Raw genomic sequence first — 15,340 nt, forward strand, 5'->3', positions numbered from 1 at the left:
CGATCGTAGGCCCGCCGGGCCCGATCGGCGCGCCGTGACCGGCGCGGAGTCCCCGGACCGGCCGGTCGCCACCGCCGTGCGGTCCCGCGGACCGGGAAAGGTGACGGCGGACATATGCCGGCCGGGTCGGCGGACGCGGCGACGAGCGGTAAGGATGGGGGAGAAAACTGTGGCTTACGGCGGGGGCAAGTGTGGCGAGCGGGACAAGTCGGGACGTGCTCGGCAAGGGGCTCAGGGTGCTCGGCCGGGCGATCCGGGAGCAACCGCGGATCTTCGCGGTGGCGGTCAGCGGCAGCGTGCTCTTCGGTCTCCTCGTCATCGCCAGCGCGTACGTGATCGGCGCGGTGGTCGGCGACGTGGTGGTGCCGGCGGTCGAACGCGGCGCGGTGGCCGGCGGCGCCCTCGCGCTCGCCGCGTCGACGCTGTTCGGGATCAGCGTGCTGCGGGTGGTCGGCATCTTCGGCCGGAGGCTGGGCGCCGGCTACATGCAGTACCGGCTCCAGGCCGCCTACCGTCGCCGGGTCACCCGCCGCTACCTGGACCTGCCGCTGGCCTGGCACCACCGCAACTCCACCGGCACGCTGCTGTCCAACGCCAACTCCGACGTGGAGGCCGCCTGGTACCCGATCGCGCCGCTGCCGTTCGCCGTCGGCACGCTGGTGATGCTGGTCGGCGCCGTGGCCTCGCTGTTCGTCACCGACTGGGCGCTCGCCCTGGTCGGCCTCGCCGTCTTCCCCGCGCTGTTCGCGCTCAACGTGGTCTACTCCCGCCGGATGGCGCCCCGCCAGGCCCGCGCCCAGCGCCTGCGCGCCGAGGTCAGCGGCATCGCGCACGAGAGCTTCGACGGCGCGTTGGTGGTCAAGACCATGGGCCGGGAGTCCCAGGAGACGGCCCGCTTCGCGGCCCGCGCCGGTGACCTGCGCGACGCGTTGATCTCCGTCGGCCGGCTGCGCGGCGTCTTCGACCCGATGCTGGAGACGCTGCCCAGTCTCGGCACGCTCGCCGTGCTGGTGGTCGGCGCGATCCGGCTCCGACAGGGCGCGATCACGGTGACCGAGCTGGTCAGCGTCGCGTTCCTGTTCACCGTGCTGGCCTTCCCGGTGCGGGCGATCGGCTGGGTGCTGGCCGAGCTGCCGCGCAGCGTCGCCGGCTGGGAGCGGGTCAGCCGCGTCCTGGACGCCACCGGCGAGATGCCGTACGGCGACGTGACGCTCGACCCGGCCCGCCGGGAGCCGGCCACGCTCGGCTTCTCCGACGTCCACTTCGGGTACGAGCCGGCCGAGGCGCACCTGCCCGGCACGGAGGTGCTCGGCGAGGTGACGTTCACGGTGCCGGCCGGGAAGACGGTCGCCCTGGTCGGGCCGACCGGAGCCGGCAAGTCCACCATCGCGTCGCTGGCCGTGCGCCTGGTCGACCCGCGGACCGGCCGGGTCACGCTGGACGGCGTCGACGTGCGCGAGCTGACCGCCGCCTCGCTCGCCGCCACGGTGGCGCTGGTCGCCCAGGTGCCGTTCGTCTTCGACGACACGGTCCGGGCCAACATCACGCTCGACCGGGCCGGCATCGGCGACGACGAGGTGTGGGCCGCGTTGCGGCTGGCCGAGGCGGACGGCTTCGTCGCCGCCCTGCCCGACGGGTTGGACACCATGGTCGGTGAGCGGGGCACCTCGCTCTCCGGCGGCCAGCGGCAGCGGCTCACGCTGGCCCGGGCGCTCGCCGGCCGCCCCCGGCTGCTGGTGCTCGACGACGCCACCAGCGCCGTCGACCCGCGGGTCGAGTCCGCCATCCTGGCCGGCCTGCGCGCGCCGGCTGACGGCGGGGCGTCCGCGTCGATCCTGGTGGTGGCCTACCGGCGGGCCACCATCGCGCTCGCCGACGAGGTTATCTACGTGGAGCAGGGCCGGGTGGTCGCCCGTGGCACGCACCCCGAGCTGCTGGCCACCGTGCCCGGGTACGCCGACCTGGTCACCGCCTACGAGCAGGCCGAGCAGGAACGCGAGCAGAACCGCACGTACGACGAGGTCACGCCGGTGCCCTCCGGCCTGGAGATGGAGGTGGACCGGTGACGAGCACGACCACGGCCGAACGGGCCGAATCGACCTGGGGGACGCTGCGACGGGGGCTGGCGCTCTCCCCGGAGCTGAAGACCGGGCTCGCCGGCACCCTGGCGTTGGCGCTGGTCTACATGGTCGGCCGGGTGGCCGTGCCGGTGGCGGTGCAGCGCGGTATCGACCACGGCATCGTCGGCGGGCTCGACCTGAACGTCATCTCGCTGACCGTGGCGATCACCGTCGGCGTGCTGGTGGTCACCACCACCTGCGGCTACCTGATGATGCGCCGGCTTTTCACGGTCAGCGAGACCGCGTTGGCCAGCGTGCGTACCCGCGCGTTCCGGCACGTGCACGACCTGTCCATGCTGCACCAGCAGTCCGAGCGGCGCGGGTCGCTGGTCTCCCGGGTCACCAGCGACGTCGACCAGATCACCCAGTTCCTCCAGTGGGGCGGCGTGATCCTCATCGTCAACCTGGGGCAGCTTCTGGTGACCACCGCCGTGATGCTCGCGTACTCCTGGCAGTTGACGCTCGTGGTGCTCGTCGCGTTCGCGCCCGCGGTGCTGATCATCCGGCTGTTGCAGCGCCGGCTCGCCGGTGCGTACGGGCTGGTCCGGCAGCGGACCGGCACGCTGCTCGGCGCGATCGGCGAGAGCGTGGTGGGCGCGCCGGTGATCCGGGCGTACGGCATCGCCGGGCGCACCGCCCGCCGGCTGGACACGGCGATCGACGGGCAGCGGGTGGCCCAGCAGCGGGCGATCCGGATCAGCATCCTCGGCAGCTCGGTCGGTGAGCTGGCCGCCGGCCTGGCGCTGGCCGGGGTGGTCGTGGTCGGGGTGAGCCTCGGCGTCGACCGGACGCTGTCGGTCGGCCAGCTCACCGCGTTCCTGTTCCTGGTCACGCTCTTCATCCAGCCGGTGCAGATCGCCACCGAGGTGCTCAACGAGGCGCAGAACGCGATCGCCGGCTGGCGTCGGGTGCTCGACGTGCTGGACGTCGCCCCGGACGTGGCCGACCCGGGCGAGCGGGGCCGGGAGCTGCCGGCCGGTCCGCTCGACGTCCGCTTCGCCGGGGTGACGTTCGCCTATCCGGGCGGGCCGCCGGTGCTGCACGACGTGACGCTGGACATCGCGGCGAAGAGCCGGGTGGCGGTGGTCGGCGAGACCGGCAGCGGCAAGACCACGTTCGCCAAGCTGCTCACCCGGCTGATGGACCCGACCGAGGGCGAGGTGCTGCTCTCCGGCGTCGACCTGCGTCAGGTCCGCTTCGACTCGCTGCGCGCCCGGGTGGTGATGGTGCCGCAGGACGGCTTCCTGTTCGACGCCACGGTCGGGGAGAACGTCCGCTTCGCCCGCCCGGACCTGTCCGACGCACGGCTCACCGCCGCCTTCACCGAGCTGGGCCTGGCCGACTGGCTGGACGGGCTGCCGTCCGGGCTGGACACCCCGGTGGGCGAGCGCGGCGAGGCGCTCAGCGTCGGCGAGCGGCAGCTCGTGGCGCTGGCCCGCGCGTACGTGGCCGACCCGGACCTGCTGGTGCTCGACGAGGCGACAAGCGCGGTCGACCCGGCCACCGAGGTGCGCCTGCAACGCACGCTGGACGCGGTGACCCGGGGGCGCACCACGCTGGCCATCGCGCACCGGCTCTCCACCGCGCAGGCGGCGGACGAGGTGATCGTGGTGGACCGGGGGCGGATCGTGCAGCGCGGCTCGCACGAGGAACTGGTCCGGGACGCCGACTCGGTCTACGCCCTGCTCTACGCCTCGTGGCTGGAGCAGACCCGCTAGCGGGGGTCCGTCGGCGTGCCCACGGCCAGCGGGCCGGTGAGGTAGCGCTGCACGGTCGGGCCGATGGTGGCGGCCAGCGTCTCCGGGGACGCGGAGGCGACCGGTTCCAGGCGGATCACGTAGCGCATCATGGCCAGGCCGGCGACCTGGGTGGCGACCAGCGCGCCCCGCAGCGGCACCTCGGCCGGGTCGAGGTCGAGCTGGTCGACGACCCGGCGCAGGACCTGCGTGGTGAGGAACTCGCGTAACAGGCGGGCGGTCCACTGGTTGCTCACCGCGGAGCGGAGCAGCGCCACCGCGGCGGCGCCCGCCGGCGAGTCCCACACGCCGAGGAACGTGCGGACCAGCCGTTCGCCGACCTCGTCCCGGCCACCGGCCAGCACCCGGGGCACCAGCTCGGCCGGGTCGACCGGGATGGCCATGGCGGCGCGGAACAGCTCCTCCTTGGTGCCGAAGTAGTGGTGCACCAGCGCCGGGTCCACGCCGGCGGTGGCGGCGACGGCCCGGATTCCGGTGGCGTCGAAGCCGCGCTCGGCGAACGCGTCCCGGGCCGCGGCGAGGATCGCCTCCCGGGTGTCCGGGTTGCCGGGCCGTCGCCCGGTGCGACGCGGGCTCATCCGCTGCGCCGGCGCAGCGTCGCGGCGGCCAGCACCAGCGCGACCACCGCCGCGCCGGCCACGATCGCCACGTCGCGCCACATGGTGCCGGTCGGCTCGGCGTGCGCGCCGACCTCCTGGAGCGCCTCGACCGCGTACGACAGCGGCAGCACGTCGCTGACGGCCTGGAGCCAGCCGGCCATCTGGCCGCGGGGCACGAACAGCCCGCAGAGCAGCAGTTGCGGGGCGACCACGACCGGCATGAACTGCACCGCCTGGAACTCGGTGCGGGCGAACGCGGAGCAGAACAGGCCGAGCGCCACGGCCAGCACCGCGTTCACGCCGGCGATCAGCACGACCAGCCACGGGCTGCCGGCGGTGTCCAGCCCGAACACCTGGTAGGCCACCAGCGAGGCGACGGTGGACTGGAGCACCCCGGCCAGCCCGAACGCGATGCCGTAGCCGAAGAGCAGGTCCAGTTTGCCCAGCGGCGTGGTGAGCAGCCGCTCCAGCGTGCCGGTGGTGCGTTCACGGAGCATCGCGATGCTGGTCACCAGGAACATGATGATGAACGGGAAGAAGCCCAGCATGATCAGCGCGACCCGGTCGAAGGTGCCCGGCGCGCCGGGCGGGGTGGGCTGGTCGACGTACATGAAGTAGACCAGCGTGAGCAGCACCGCCGGCACCACGACGAGCAGCGCGACGGTGCGTCTGTCGTGCCGGAGCTGCCGCAGGATCCGCCCGGTCGTGGCGGCCAGGATGCGCCCGTTCATGAGGTGGCCTCCGACTCGCCGTCGCGGATCAGGCGGAGGAACGCCTCCTCCAGGTCGTCCACGCCGGTGGCGGCGCGGACCGCGGCCGGGGTGTCGTCGGCGACCAGCCGGCCCTCGCGGATCAGCAACAGCCGGTCGCACCGGGCCGCCTCGTCCATCACGTGGCTGGAGACCAGCAGCGTGGTGCCGGCGGCGGCCATGGCGTGGAACCGGGCCCACAGGTCGGCCCGCAGCACCGGGTCCTGGCCGACCGTGGGCTCGTCGAGGACGACCAGCTCCGGTTCGCCGACCAGGGCGCAGGCGAGCGAGGCGCGGCTGCGTTGGCCGCCGGAGAGCGTGCCGACCAGCTGGTCGGCCGCCGCGGCCAGACCGACGTCGGTCACCGCGCGGTCGGCCTCGGCGCGACCCCGGCCCTGGAGTACGGCGAAGTAGCGGGCGTTCTCCCGGACCGTGAGGTCGGCGTAGACGCTCGGCGCCTGCGTCAGGTAGCCCACCCGGTGGCGCAGCTCGGCCGTGCCGGCGGGCCGGCCGAGCACGTCGACCGTGCCGGCGTCGACCGTCTGCACGCCGACCACCGCGCGCATCAGTGTGGTCTTGCCGCTGCCGCTGGGCCCGAGCAGCCCGGTGACCGTGCCGCGGGGCACGGCACAGCTGATGCCGTGCAGCACCCGCCGCCCGCCCCGGTCGACCACCAGGTCACGGACCGTCACCGCGTCGTCCATGTCCGCCTCCGACAATTCATCTACCGTTGAAATCAACGGTAGATGAATTCCGTCGGTCGGGCAATGCCTGTTGACTTCGAGTGGGCTCGAACTGGAAGCCTGGATCGGTGGACATCGGCATCCGGGAGAAGAGCCTCAGCGTCGGCGAGGCGGCGCAGCGGGTCGGCCTGACCACCTACACGCTGCGCTGGTACGAACAGGAGGGGCTGGTCGCGCCGGTCGGGCGGGACTCCGCCGGTCGCCGGCGCTACACCGAGGCGGACGTCAACTGGCTGTTCCTGCTCCTGCGGCTGCGGCGGACCGGGATGCCGGTGCGCGACATGCGCCGCTACGCCGAGCTGGCCCGGCAGGGCGACCGTACGCTCGGCGCGCGGCGGGCGCTGTTCGAGGCGCACCGGGCCCGGGTGCTGGCCCGGATGGCCGAGCTGACCGAGGATCTCAAGGCCCTCGACCGCAAGATCGACCTGTACCGGCAGGCCGAAGAGGAACTGGGCTAAGCCCACCCGCAGCGGACACGCGGTCCGCCATCGGTCATTGCGCCGAAGATCGGACTTCCGGCACCATGTCGCGGTGGGTCCCGCTTCGTTGCCCGAGTCCGGATTCCTCGACGACTGGGCCACCCGCCTGCGCCGGGCCGCGGACCGACCGGTCGTCGGGATCATGCTGCGCGGCAGCCACGCACGACGGGCCGCCACCGAGCACAGCGACGTCGACGTGGACGTGCTCGTCGCCACCGACGAGGAGCGCCCCGCCTCGGCGGCCCCGCCCCGCCCCGCCGGCCCGTACGCGACCCGGCACGCCTACCTGGCCGAGTTCGACGGCCGGCTGGTGCACGTCTCGGTGGCCTCCCGGGACGTCCGCTCCTGGGTGCACCGGCTCGGGCAGCCCGCCGACTGGGCGTTCGGGCTGCCGGTCACCGCGCCCGCCCGGCTGCTCTGGGCGGTGCCCGAGTGGCGTCGCCGGATCGACCTGCCGGTGCTCTGCCAGCCCGCCGACGAGCCGCGCCTGGAGGACCTGATCGCCACGCTGGGCAAGGTGGCCGGCGCGCACTGGGCCGGCGACGCCACCGGGCTCCGGCTCGCGGCGGCCGACCTGGCCCGGCTCTGCCCCTCGGTGCTCCGGCTGGCCAACCCGTCGGTCCGGGTGGTGTCCCGGCGGGCCGCCCTGACCGCCGCGCTGGACCTCCCGGTGGCCCCGCCCCGCTACCGCGCCGACATGCTGCTCTGCCTCGGGCTGCGCGCCGGTGCCCCGGCCGAGGTCGGGGCCGCCGCCGGCCGCCTGGTCACCGGCATCGTCCCGCTGGTCCGCCCGTACGCGGGGGAGGTCGCCGCGGTGGCCGGCGCGGAACTGGCCGAGGCGCTCGCCGACGGCCGGGTGGACCGCTACCTCGGTCAGCTGAGCCGGGCGCTGCACGTGGCGCCACCCGCCACCCGGGACACGTCGACGGTGCCGGCGCCGCGTGCGGGAGAATGGTCAACCGTGCCCGCCTCTGACCCGCCCCTGACCGGCGCCTCCGCCCGTGCCGCGGCCCCCGGCCCCGCCCGCCCGTCCCGGCTCGACCCGGCCATCGCGGCCAAGCTCCGCCGCACCCCGGACGGCCTGGTCGCCGCCGTGGTCCGCGCCCACGACTCGGGCGAGGTGCTGATGGTCGCCTGGATGGACGACGAGGCGCTGCACCGCACGCTCACCAGCGGCCGGGCCACCTACTGGTCGCGCAGCCGGGGGGAGTACTGGGTCAAGGGCGCGACCTCCGGCCACCACCAGTACGTCCACTCGGTCGCGCTGGACTGCGACGGTGACGCGCTGCTGGTCAGCGTGGAGCAGGTCGGCGCCGCCTGCCACACCGGTCACCGCACCTGCTTCTTCACCGACCTGCCGGTCAGCTCCCCGGGGACGACCCCGTGACCGACGGCGCGGCCGGCCCGCCCGCCGTCCGGGGCCGGCGCGAGCTGGCGTACGCGGTGCTGCTCTGCCTGGCCGGCGCGGGCCTGGCCGCCTGGGCGGTGACCCGGAGCTGGTCGGTCGACCCGACCGCCCGTGCCTCCCTCGCGCCCGGGCGGTCCGGCCGCACCGGCGCGGACCTGCTGCCGTGGGTGTCCGCGCTGGCCTACGTCGGGTTGGCCGGCGGCGGCGCGGTGCTGGCCACCCGGGGGCGGCTGCGCCGGCTGCTCGGCGTGCTGCTGGCGGTCGTCGGGCTGGCCGTCGCGGTCGGCGGCGGGGTCGGCCTCGGCGAGACCGGGGTGAGCCGGCTCTGGCCGGCCCTGGTGCTGGCCGGTGGCCTGGCGTCGGCGATCGGCGGGGCGGGCACCGCGTGGCGCGGCGAGCGGTGGCCGGCGATGGGCGCCCGGTACGAGCGGCGGGCGGGGTCGACCGGGACCGCCGGCACGGACCGGCCGGCGGTCGAGCGGGGCACCCGGGACGCGTGGGACGCGCTGGACCGGGGCGAGGACCCGACGGTCAGCTGACCGGCTGGGCCTCGCGCGCCTCACGGCGGTCCCGGGCCGCGGCCCGGGCGGCGGCCAGCTCCGCCACCAGCCGCTCCAGTTCGCGACGTTGCGCGGCCCGGGCCCGGTCGGCGCAGACCGCCTCCCAGGCGTTGCCCCGGGCGGTGCGCGTCCGCCCGTCACCCGCCACGGCGCGTTCGAGCGTGTGCACCACGCCGACGGCGAGTGAGGCGACGGTCCGGGAGATGGTGGTCAACCCGATGTTCTGGTTCGGCCCGTTGGCGCTCATGGTTCACCCCACACGAGATCGTTTTGCGTCGGTCGGCAGCCGCCTCGTCGAGTCTGCCCTGCGACGATGCTGCCGGGCTGAGGTTTCGCCACCGTGAAGCGCAGGTCAACGCTCCCGCACGCGGGGCGACCTGGGCAGGGGCGGAAGTCCTTGACCTTGGTCACAGCGGGCCGGATCTCGGGCTGCGGGGCCGGGCCGGCCGTGGTGAGATAGGGCATGGGCGGTGGTCGATGCATGCGGTGGCGCTGCGTGACACCGCGTTCACCCGAAGTCGGCCATCATGCCACAGCCCATTTCGTGAGGTGCGCCATACCCCCCGGCACGTGTCGCCAGGTGGCGCCACCTAGCATCGGCCCATGACACCCGGAGAGGGGAGTCCGTTGGTGACTGCTGAGCATGCGCACGCGGAGGGGGACGACGCCGGAGCGGCGCCGTCCGCAGGCGTGCTCGACGAGATCCTGGCCGGCGTGCGCGAGGACGTGGCCCGGCGGCAGGAGCAGCTCCCGCTGGAGCGGATCCGCGAGTTGGCCGCCGCCGCACCGCCGCCGATCGACGCGTACGCGGCGCTGCGCCGACCGGGCGTGGCCGTGATCGCCGAGGTGAAGCGCTCGTCGCCGTCCAAGGGGCGGCTGGCCGAGATCGCGAACCCGGCCGACCTGGCCAGCGACTACGCGGCCGGCGGAGCGCGGGCGATCAGCGTGCTGACCGAGGGCCGCTGGTTCGGCGGGTCGCTCGACGACCTGGCCGCGGTCCGGGCCGCGGTGAACGTGCCGGTGCTGCGCAAGGACTTCGTGGTTTCCAGCTACCAGGTGCACGAGGCCCGCGCGCACGGTGCCGACCTGGTGCTGCTGATCGTCGCCGCGTTGGAGCAGAACGCGCTGGTCGGGCTGCTGGAGCGGATCGAGTCGCTGGGCATGACCGCGCTGGTCGAGGTGCACACCGAGGAAGAGGCGGACCGGGCCCTGGAGGCCGGCGCGCAGGTGATCGGCGTCAACGCCCGCGACCTGCGTACCCTGGAGGTCGACCGCTCGGTGTTCGAGCGGATCGCGCCCGGGCTGCCGAGCAGCGTCGTCAAGATCGCCGAGTCGGGCGTGCGCGGTCCGCACGACCTGATCCGGTACGCCTCGGCCGGCGCCGACGCCGTCCTGGTGGGCGAGGGCCTGGTGACCCAGAAGAGCCCCCGTGAGGCGGTCGCCGAGCTGGTCAACGCCGGGAACCACCCGGCGACGCCCCGCCCGGTGCGCTGACCCGCGCCGGGCCACCCGAACCGAGAGGACGCCCGCGATGAGCGCCGCACCCGCTGCCGGCCAGGTTCCCGACGCCGCCGGCCACTTCGGCCGGTTCGGCGGCCGGTTCGTCCCCGAGGCGCTGGTCGCCGCGCTCGACGAGCTGGACGCGGCGTACCGGAAGGCGATGGGGGACGAGGAGTTCCTCGCCGAGTTCGACGCGCTGCTGCGCGACTACGCCGGCACCCCCTCGATGCTGTACGAGGCCCGGCGGCTCTCCGCCCAGCTCGGGGCGCGCGTCCTGCTCAAGCGGGAGGACCTCAACCACACCGGCGCCCACAAGGTCCGCAACGTGCTCGGTCAGGCGCTGCTCACCCGGCGGATGGGCAAGCGGCGGGTGATCGCGGAGACCGGCGCCGGCCAGCACGGCGTGGCCACCGCGACCGCCGCCGCCCTGTTCGACCTCGAGTGCGTGGTCTACATGGGCGCGGTGGACACCGAGCGGCAGGCGCTCAACGTGGCCCGGATGCGGATGCTCGGCGCCACCGTGATCCCGGTGACGGCCGGCTCGCGCACGCTCAAGGACGCGATGAACGAGGCGATGCGCGACTGGGTCGCCAACGTCGAGGACACCCACTACCTGATCGGCACCGCGGCCGGGCCGCACCCGTTCCCGGAGATGGTCCGGGACTTCGTGCGCGGCATCGGCGTGGAGGCCCGCCAGCAGTGCCTGGACCTGACCGGCGCGCTGCCGGACGCGGTGGCGGCCTGCGTCGGCGGCGGCTCCAACGCGCTGGGCATCTTCCACGCCTTCGTGCCCGACGCCGGGGTGCGGCTCTACGGCTTCGAGGCCGGTGGCGAGGGCGTCGCGTCCGGCCGGCACGCGGCCAGCATCACCGGCGGCTCGTCGGGCGTGCTGCACGGCACCCGCACGTACGTCCTCCAGGACGCCGACGGCCAGACCATCGAGTCGCACTCGATCTCGGCCGGTCTGGACTACCCGGGCGTCGGGCCGGAGCACGCCTGGCTGCACGACACGGGCCGGGCCACCTACCTGCCGGTCGACGACGCCGAGGCGATGGCCGCGTTCGAGCTGCTCTGCCGCACCGAGGGCGTGATCCCGGCGATCGAGAGCGCGCACGCACTGGCCGGCGCCCGCAAGATCGCCCCGGAACTCGCCGCCGAGTTGGGCCGGGAGCCGGTGATCGTGGTCAACCTCTCCGGCCGTGGCGACAAGGACGTGCACACCGCCGGCGCGTACTTCGGCATCCTCGACAAGGAGTGAGAGCGTGAGTCGCATCGGGGTCGCCTTCGACAAGGCCCGGGCCGACGGGCGGGCCGTGCTGGTCGGCTGCATGCCGGCCGGGTTCCCCACCGTCGACGGCAGCATCGCCGCCATGACCGCCATGGTCGAGGCGGGCGTCGACGTCATCGAGGTGGAGATCCCCTACTCCGACCCGGTGATGGACGGGCCGGTCATCCAGAAGGCCAGCGACATCGCGCTGGCCGGCGGCGTGCGCACCGCCGACGCGCTGCGTGTCATCGAGGCGGTGGCCGCGACCGGCGCGCCGGTGGTCACCATGACCTACTGGAACCCGATCGAGCAGTACGGCGTCGACGCGTTCGCCCGGGACCTGGCCGCCGCCGGTGGCACCGGACTCATCACGCCGGACCTGATCCCCGACGAGGCCGCCGAGTGGCTGGCCGCCTCCGAGGCGCACGGCCTGGACCGGACGTTCCTGGTGTCGCCGTCCTCCACCGACGCGCGCCTGCGGATGACCGCCGAGCACTGCCGCGGTTTCGTCTACGCCACCGCGATCATGGGGGTGACCGGCGCCCGCGCCCAGACCTCCGAGGCGGCGCCGGTCCTGGTCTCCCGGCTGCGTGAGGTCACCGAGCTGCCGGTCGGTGTCGGGCTGGGCGTGGGCACCGGCGCGCAGGCCGCCACCGTCGCCGGGTACGCCGACGCGGTGATCGTGGGCAGCGCGCTGGTCCGCTGTGTGCTCGACGCGCCGGACCAGGCCGCCGGCCTGACCGCGCTGCGCAAGCTCAGCGCCGAACTCGCCGAGGGCGTCCGCAACCCGGCCCGCTGACCTCGTCGTCGAATCCCGCCGCGCTGGCGGGCGTGATGCTGGGACCGGGGTGCCGCGCACACGGTCCGCACCGGTACCGTGTGCACCCGTGACCCTCGCCCCGATGACTCCCCTGGCGGCCATGCCCAGCCCCAGCACCGCCGTCTGGCAGCTCGGTCCGGTTCCGATCCGGGCGTACGCGCTCTGCATCATCGTCGGCATCGTGGTGGCCTGCGTGGTCACCGAGTACCGGCTGCGCCGCCGCGGCGTCGCCCCGGGCGCCGTGCTCGACATCGCCGTCTGGGCGGTGCCGGCGGGCATCATCGGCGCCCGGCTCTACCACGTGATCACCTCGCCGGAGAAGTACTTCGGCGCCGACGGCCAGCCGCTCAAGGCGTTCGCCATCTGGGAGGGCGGGCTCGGCATCTGGGGCGCGGTGGCCGGCGGCGCGGTCGGCGCCTGGGTCGCCGCCCGCCAGCTCGGCATCCCGTTCTCCGTCGTCGCCGACGCGCTGGCCCCCGGGCTGCCCCTGGCGCAGGCCGTGGGTCGGCTGGGCAACTGGTTCAACAACGAGCTCTACGGCGGGCGGACCACCCTGCCGTGGGGCCTCGAGGTGCACGTGATGGACCCGGACAATCCGGGTCGCGCGCTCCGCGACGACGCCGGGAACCCGGTCCTGCAACCCGGGCTCTACCATCCGACGTTCCTCTACGAGGCGCTCTGGAACGTCGGCGTCGCCGCGCTGGTGCTGGTGCTCGACCGCAAGCTGCGGCTGGGCCGGGGCCGGGCGTTCGCGCTCTACGTGATGGGCTACACGGCGGGCCGGTTCTGGATCGAGCTGATGCGCACCGACGAGGCCAACCACATCCTCGGCGTACGCCTCAACGTCTGGACCGCGGCGCTGGTCTTCCTCGGCGCGCTCGCCTACTTCGTCCGGGTCCGTGGCCCGCGGGAGTACCTCGTCCCGATCGGTGAGCCGGCCGCGCCGGCGACGCCGGCCGGCGACGTGTCCCAGGTCGACCTCTCCGCCGGAGAGGCCGGGGCGGCGACGGTGGCGCCCGACGGCTACCGGGTGGTGACCGAGGAACAGTTCCGCGCGTACCGGGAGACCGGCGCGCTACCCCCGACGGAGCCGACGGCGACCGACGTGGCCGACCCCGACGACGACGACGGGACCGGGCACGCCGTGCCGGACCGCGTCGACGACGCTGCCGGGCGCCCGGCGGACCGGGACAACTGAGCGGGGGAAGTCATGCGCAGCGCGGTGGTGGTCGGCGCCGGCCTCGGCGGACTCGCGGTGGCCGGCGCGCTGGCCCGCTCCGGATGGCGGGTCACGCTGCTGGAACGGGCCGACCGTGTCCGGCCGGAGGCGACCGCCGTGGTGCTCTGGCCGAACGGGGTACGCGCGCTGCGCGCCCTCGGCCTCGGCGCCGGGCTGGACGCGATCGCCACGCCGCTGCCCGACGGCGGGATCCGTCGCCCGGACGGGCAGTGGCTGGTGCAGCCCCGCCCCACCCCGGCCGAGCGGATGCCGGTGGTGGTGCACCGGGAGGACCTGCACGACGCGCTCATCGCCGGGCTGGGCGAGCGCGTGGAGCTGCGGACCGGGGCGACCGTGCGGAGCGTGCGCGCGGTCGCCGGCGAGCGGCCGGCGGTGGACGACGGCCGGCACACGTTCTCCGCCGACCTGGTGGTGGCCGCCGACGGCACGGACAGCGAGATCCGGCGGCAGCTCGCCCCGGAGGCCACCGTGGTGAGTTCCGGGTGCGCCGCCTGGCGCGCGGTCATCCCCTGGTACCGCGCTCCGCAGCTTCCCGACGACCAGCCGGTGCACGGCGAGACGCTCGGCGCCGGCTACCGGTTCGTGGCCGCCTCGCTCGGTGAGCGGGGGACCGCCGGGGCGTCGCGTCGGGGCGGCATCTACTGGGTGGCGACCGCCGCCGGCGCGCCCCGGCCCGAGCCGCCGGAGATCCAGCTCGCCCTGCTCAAGCGCTGGTTCGCGGGGTGGCCGGCGCCGATCGCCACGCTGCTGGAGGCCACCGATCCGGCCGACGTGGTGCAGCAGGAGATCCGGGAGCTGCGACCGTTGCCCCGGTCGTACGGCTTCCCGGCCGGTCCGGGCGGCGTGGTCCTGCTCGGCGACGCCGCGCACGCCATGCCGCCACACCTCGGGCAGGGCGCCTGCCTGGCGTTCGAGGACGCGGCCACGCTCGCCGGGCTGCTGCGCGAGTCGCGGCTGCCGGACGCGGTGACCGCGTACGACCGGCTGCGCCGTCCCCGCGCGGCGACCATGGTCCGGCAGACCCGCCGGATGTCGGCCGTGTTGCAGACCCGGGGCCGGTTGGCGCTGCGCGCCCGGGACGCCGCGCTGGGCACGATCAGTCCACGGCTGCGCAACACCGCCGCCGCGGCGGCAGCCGCCTGGCAACCACCGTCCTGACCGGCTCGGCGCGGGCCCGCGAGCCGGTGCCGGCGGGGTCGCTCAGATGACCGCGGCCGGCTCGGCGATGCAGGCGGTGCCGACCCGGCGGAAGCCGACCCGCAGGTAGACCCGGGCGATGTCCTCGCTGCCCGCGCTCAGGAAGACCAGGTCGGTGCCGGCGGCGCGCAGCTCCCGGGCCAGCGTGGCGGTCACCGCGGCGCCCAGCCCGCGCCGTCGGGCGGACGGCAGGGTGGCCACCCCGGCGATCTCCGCCACGTCGCCGACCCGCATCGCCATGCCGCTGGCCAGCGCGCCGTCGGACGGGGTGCCGGCGAGCACGGAGACGCGCCGGCCGTCGGCCACCCGGGCCGCCTCCTCCTCCAGCGCGTCGACGTCCAGCCGGGCGAGCGCGGCGTCCCGTTCGGCCGGCCCGGCGTCGCCCCGGGCGGTGCCGCCGTGGGCGAACCCGACCGCCGCGACGGCCCGCCGCACCGCGATGTCCGCCGCGAAGCCGGGGTCGCCGGGGTCCAGCACCCGCACCGGTACGTCGCTGAGCGTGCCCGGGTCGGGCAGCCGCTCCGCCTCCAGCAGCATGAGCGGCGCCTCCAGCACGGTCAGCCCCGCCGAGCGGGCCACCGCCAGCAGGCCCGGCTGGTGCTCGTGCACCCACTCGAACGCCTCCGGCAGGCCCAGCTCGCGTTGCCGTTGCCGCACCGCGGTCACCTCGGCGAGCGTGGCCGCCTCGGTGGCGCCCGGCCGGGGCCGGGCGTAGAACGGCCAACCGGTCCCATCCCGGACGAACAGCACCAGGGCGTCGAACTCCTCCGTCCGGGCCGCGTCGCGGGGCACGGCGTCGTAGAACCGCTCCAACCGGTCGAGTACGTCAGCTCGCACGAGATCCACCGCGCGAGACTACACGTCCCAGCATCTGGAAGTGTGATCAATCTGAACTGGCCTT

The 15,340-nt window shown here is 75.1% G+C and carries 15 protein-coding genes and 1 pseudogene; 11 read left to right on the forward strand and 5 right to left on the reverse strand.

The window, feature by feature from the left end; genetic code table 11:
- Positions 1-191 precede the first annotated feature (191 nt).
- Positions 192-2,066 carry an ABC transporter ATP-binding protein gene (locus tag VKK44_RS06755; RefSeq protein ID WP_343445979.1) on the forward strand — a complete coding sequence of 625 codons (1,875 nt, stop codon included), beginning with the start codon at positions 192-194 and terminating at the stop codon, positions 2,064-2,066.
- Positions 2,063-3,838, forward strand: a complete 1,776-nt coding sequence (locus tag VKK44_RS06760; RefSeq protein WP_343445980.1) for an ABC transporter ATP-binding protein — start codon at positions 2,063-2,065, stop codon at positions 3,836-3,838. Before VKK44_RS06755 ends, VKK44_RS06760 begins: the two co-directional genes overlap by 4 nt.
- Here the strand turns inward: VKK44_RS06760 and VKK44_RS06765 are convergent.
- Genes VKK44_RS06765 through VKK44_RS06775 form a run of 3 tightly spaced genes read right to left on the reverse strand, consistent with a single transcriptional unit; the run spans position 3,835 to position 5,929 of the window.
- Positions 3,835-4,455 carry a TetR/AcrR family transcriptional regulator gene (locus VKK44_RS06765; protein ID WP_343445981.1) on the reverse strand — a complete coding sequence of 207 codons (621 nt, stop codon included), beginning with the start codon at positions 4,453-4,455 and terminating at the stop codon, positions 3,835-3,837. The genes VKK44_RS06760 and VKK44_RS06765 overlap by 4 nt on opposite strands.
- Positions 4,452-5,207: an ABC transporter permease gene (locus tag VKK44_RS06770; RefSeq protein WP_343445982.1), complete on the reverse strand. Its 756-nt coding sequence runs from the start codon at positions 5,205-5,207 to the stop codon at positions 4,452-4,454. Before VKK44_RS06770 ends, VKK44_RS06765 begins: the two co-directional genes overlap by 4 nt.
- Complete coding sequence (locus VKK44_RS06775) at positions 5,204-5,929, reverse strand: ABC transporter ATP-binding protein (protein ID WP_343445983.1); 726 nt, start codon at positions 5,927-5,929, stop codon at positions 5,204-5,206. Before VKK44_RS06775 ends, VKK44_RS06770 begins: the two co-directional genes overlap by 4 nt.
- 107 nt (positions 5,930-6,036) lie before the next feature.
- Here VKK44_RS06775 and VKK44_RS06780 point away from each other — a divergent pair, with 107 nt between their 5' ends.
- The 4 genes and pseudogenes from VKK44_RS06780 to VKK44_RS06795 all read left to right on the forward strand — a co-directional run bounded on the left by VKK44_RS06780 (position 6,037) and on the right by VKK44_RS06795 (position 8,394).
- A complete protein-coding gene (locus VKK44_RS06780) occupies positions 6,037-6,426 on the forward strand; it encodes a MerR family transcriptional regulator (protein WP_343445984.1) in 390 nt (129 codons plus the stop codon).
- A gap of 163 nt (positions 6,427-6,589) precedes the next feature.
- Positions 6,590-7,180, forward strand: a pseudogene (locus tag VKK44_RS06785) (phosphoribosyl-AMP cyclohydrolase); the annotation flags it as partial.
- Positions 7,181-7,408: 228 nt separating this feature from the next.
- Positions 7,409-7,834 (forward strand): phosphoribosyl-AMP cyclohydrolase, encoded by a 426-nt coding sequence (hisI, locus tag VKK44_RS06790; protein WP_343447699.1) that lies wholly within the window; start codon positions 7,409-7,411, stop codon positions 7,832-7,834.
- Complete coding sequence (locus tag VKK44_RS06795; protein WP_343445985.1) at positions 7,831-8,394, forward strand: Trp biosynthesis-associated membrane protein; 564 nt, start codon at positions 7,831-7,833, stop codon at positions 8,392-8,394. Before hisI ends, VKK44_RS06795 begins: the two co-directional genes overlap by 4 nt.
- Here VKK44_RS06795 and VKK44_RS06800 read toward each other — a convergent pair.
- On the reverse strand, positions 8,387-8,662 hold the full coding sequence (locus VKK44_RS06800; protein ID WP_343445987.1) for a hypothetical protein: 276 nt from the start codon (positions 8,660-8,662) through the stop codon (positions 8,387-8,389). The two genes, VKK44_RS06795 and VKK44_RS06800, sit on opposite strands and share 8 nt — an antisense overlap.
- Before the next feature lie 443 nt (positions 8,663-9,105).
- On the opposite strand from VKK44_RS06800, the gene trpC reads away from it, so the two are divergent.
- From trpC to VKK44_RS06825, 5 genes are all read left to right on the forward strand, one after another.
- Entirely contained in the window at positions 9,106-9,909 is an 804-nt protein-coding gene (trpC, locus tag VKK44_RS06805; RefSeq protein WP_343447700.1) for an indole-3-glycerol phosphate synthase TrpC, read from the forward strand.
- A 37-nt stretch (positions 9,910-9,946) separates the two neighbouring features.
- Positions 9,947-11,173 carry a tryptophan synthase subunit beta gene (trpB, locus tag VKK44_RS06810; protein ID WP_343445988.1) on the forward strand — a complete coding sequence of 409 codons (1,227 nt, stop codon included), beginning with the start codon at positions 9,947-9,949 and terminating at the stop codon, positions 11,171-11,173.
- Positions 11,174-11,177: 4 nt separating this feature from the next.
- Positions 11,178-11,981 carry a tryptophan synthase subunit alpha gene (gene trpA / locus VKK44_RS06815; protein WP_343445989.1) on the forward strand — a complete coding sequence of 268 codons (804 nt, stop codon included), beginning with the start codon at positions 11,178-11,180 and terminating at the stop codon, positions 11,979-11,981.
- An 88-nt stretch (positions 11,982-12,069) separates the two neighbouring features.
- Positions 12,070-13,200, forward strand: a complete 1,131-nt coding sequence (gene lgt, locus VKK44_RS06820; protein ID WP_343445990.1) for a prolipoprotein diacylglyceryl transferase — start codon at positions 12,070-12,072, stop codon at positions 13,198-13,200.
- A gap of 12 nt (positions 13,201-13,212) precedes the next feature.
- Positions 13,213-14,400 (forward strand): FAD-dependent oxidoreductase, encoded by a 1,188-nt coding sequence (locus VKK44_RS06825; protein WP_343445991.1) that lies wholly within the window; start codon positions 13,213-13,215, stop codon positions 14,398-14,400.
- Between the two features lie 42 nt (positions 14,401-14,442).
- On the opposite strand, the gene VKK44_RS06830 is transcribed toward VKK44_RS06825, so the two are convergent.
- Complete coding sequence (locus tag VKK44_RS06830) at positions 14,443-15,285, reverse strand: GNAT family N-acetyltransferase (protein WP_343445992.1); 843 nt, start codon at positions 15,283-15,285, stop codon at positions 14,443-14,445.
- Between the last annotated feature and the right edge of the window lie 55 nt (positions 15,286-15,340).

It is taken from the genome of Micromonospora sp. DSM 45708, from assembly GCF_039566955.1.
Taxonomy (GTDB): domain Bacteria; phylum Actinomycetota; class Actinomycetes; order Mycobacteriales; family Micromonosporaceae; genus Micromonospora.

Excerpts from the sequence above, each read along its gene's own strand:
- VKK44_RS06770 (WP_343445982.1), bottom strand. The coding sequence starts at position 5,207 with ATGAACGGGCGCATCCTGGCCGCCACGACCGGGCGGATCCTGCGGCAG.
- VKK44_RS06775 (WP_343445983.1), bottom strand. The coding sequence starts at position 5,929 with ATGGACGACGCGGTGACGGTCCGTGACCTGGTGGTCGACCGGGGCGGG.
- VKK44_RS06825 (WP_343445991.1), top strand. The coding sequence starts at position 13,213 with ATGCGCAGCGCGGTGGTGGTCGGCGCCGGCCTCGGCGGACTCGCGGTG.
- VKK44_RS06800 (WP_343445987.1), bottom strand. The coding sequence starts at position 8,662 with ATGAGCGCCAACGGGCCGAACCAGAACATCGGGTTGACCACCATCTCC.
- VKK44_RS06765 (WP_343445981.1), bottom strand. The coding sequence starts at position 4,455 with ATGAGCCCGCGTCGCACCGGGCGACGGCCCGGCAACCCGGACACCCGG.
- trpB (WP_343445988.1), top strand. The coding sequence starts at position 9,947 with ATGAGCGCCGCACCCGCTGCCGGCCAGGTTCCCGACGCCGCCGGCCAC.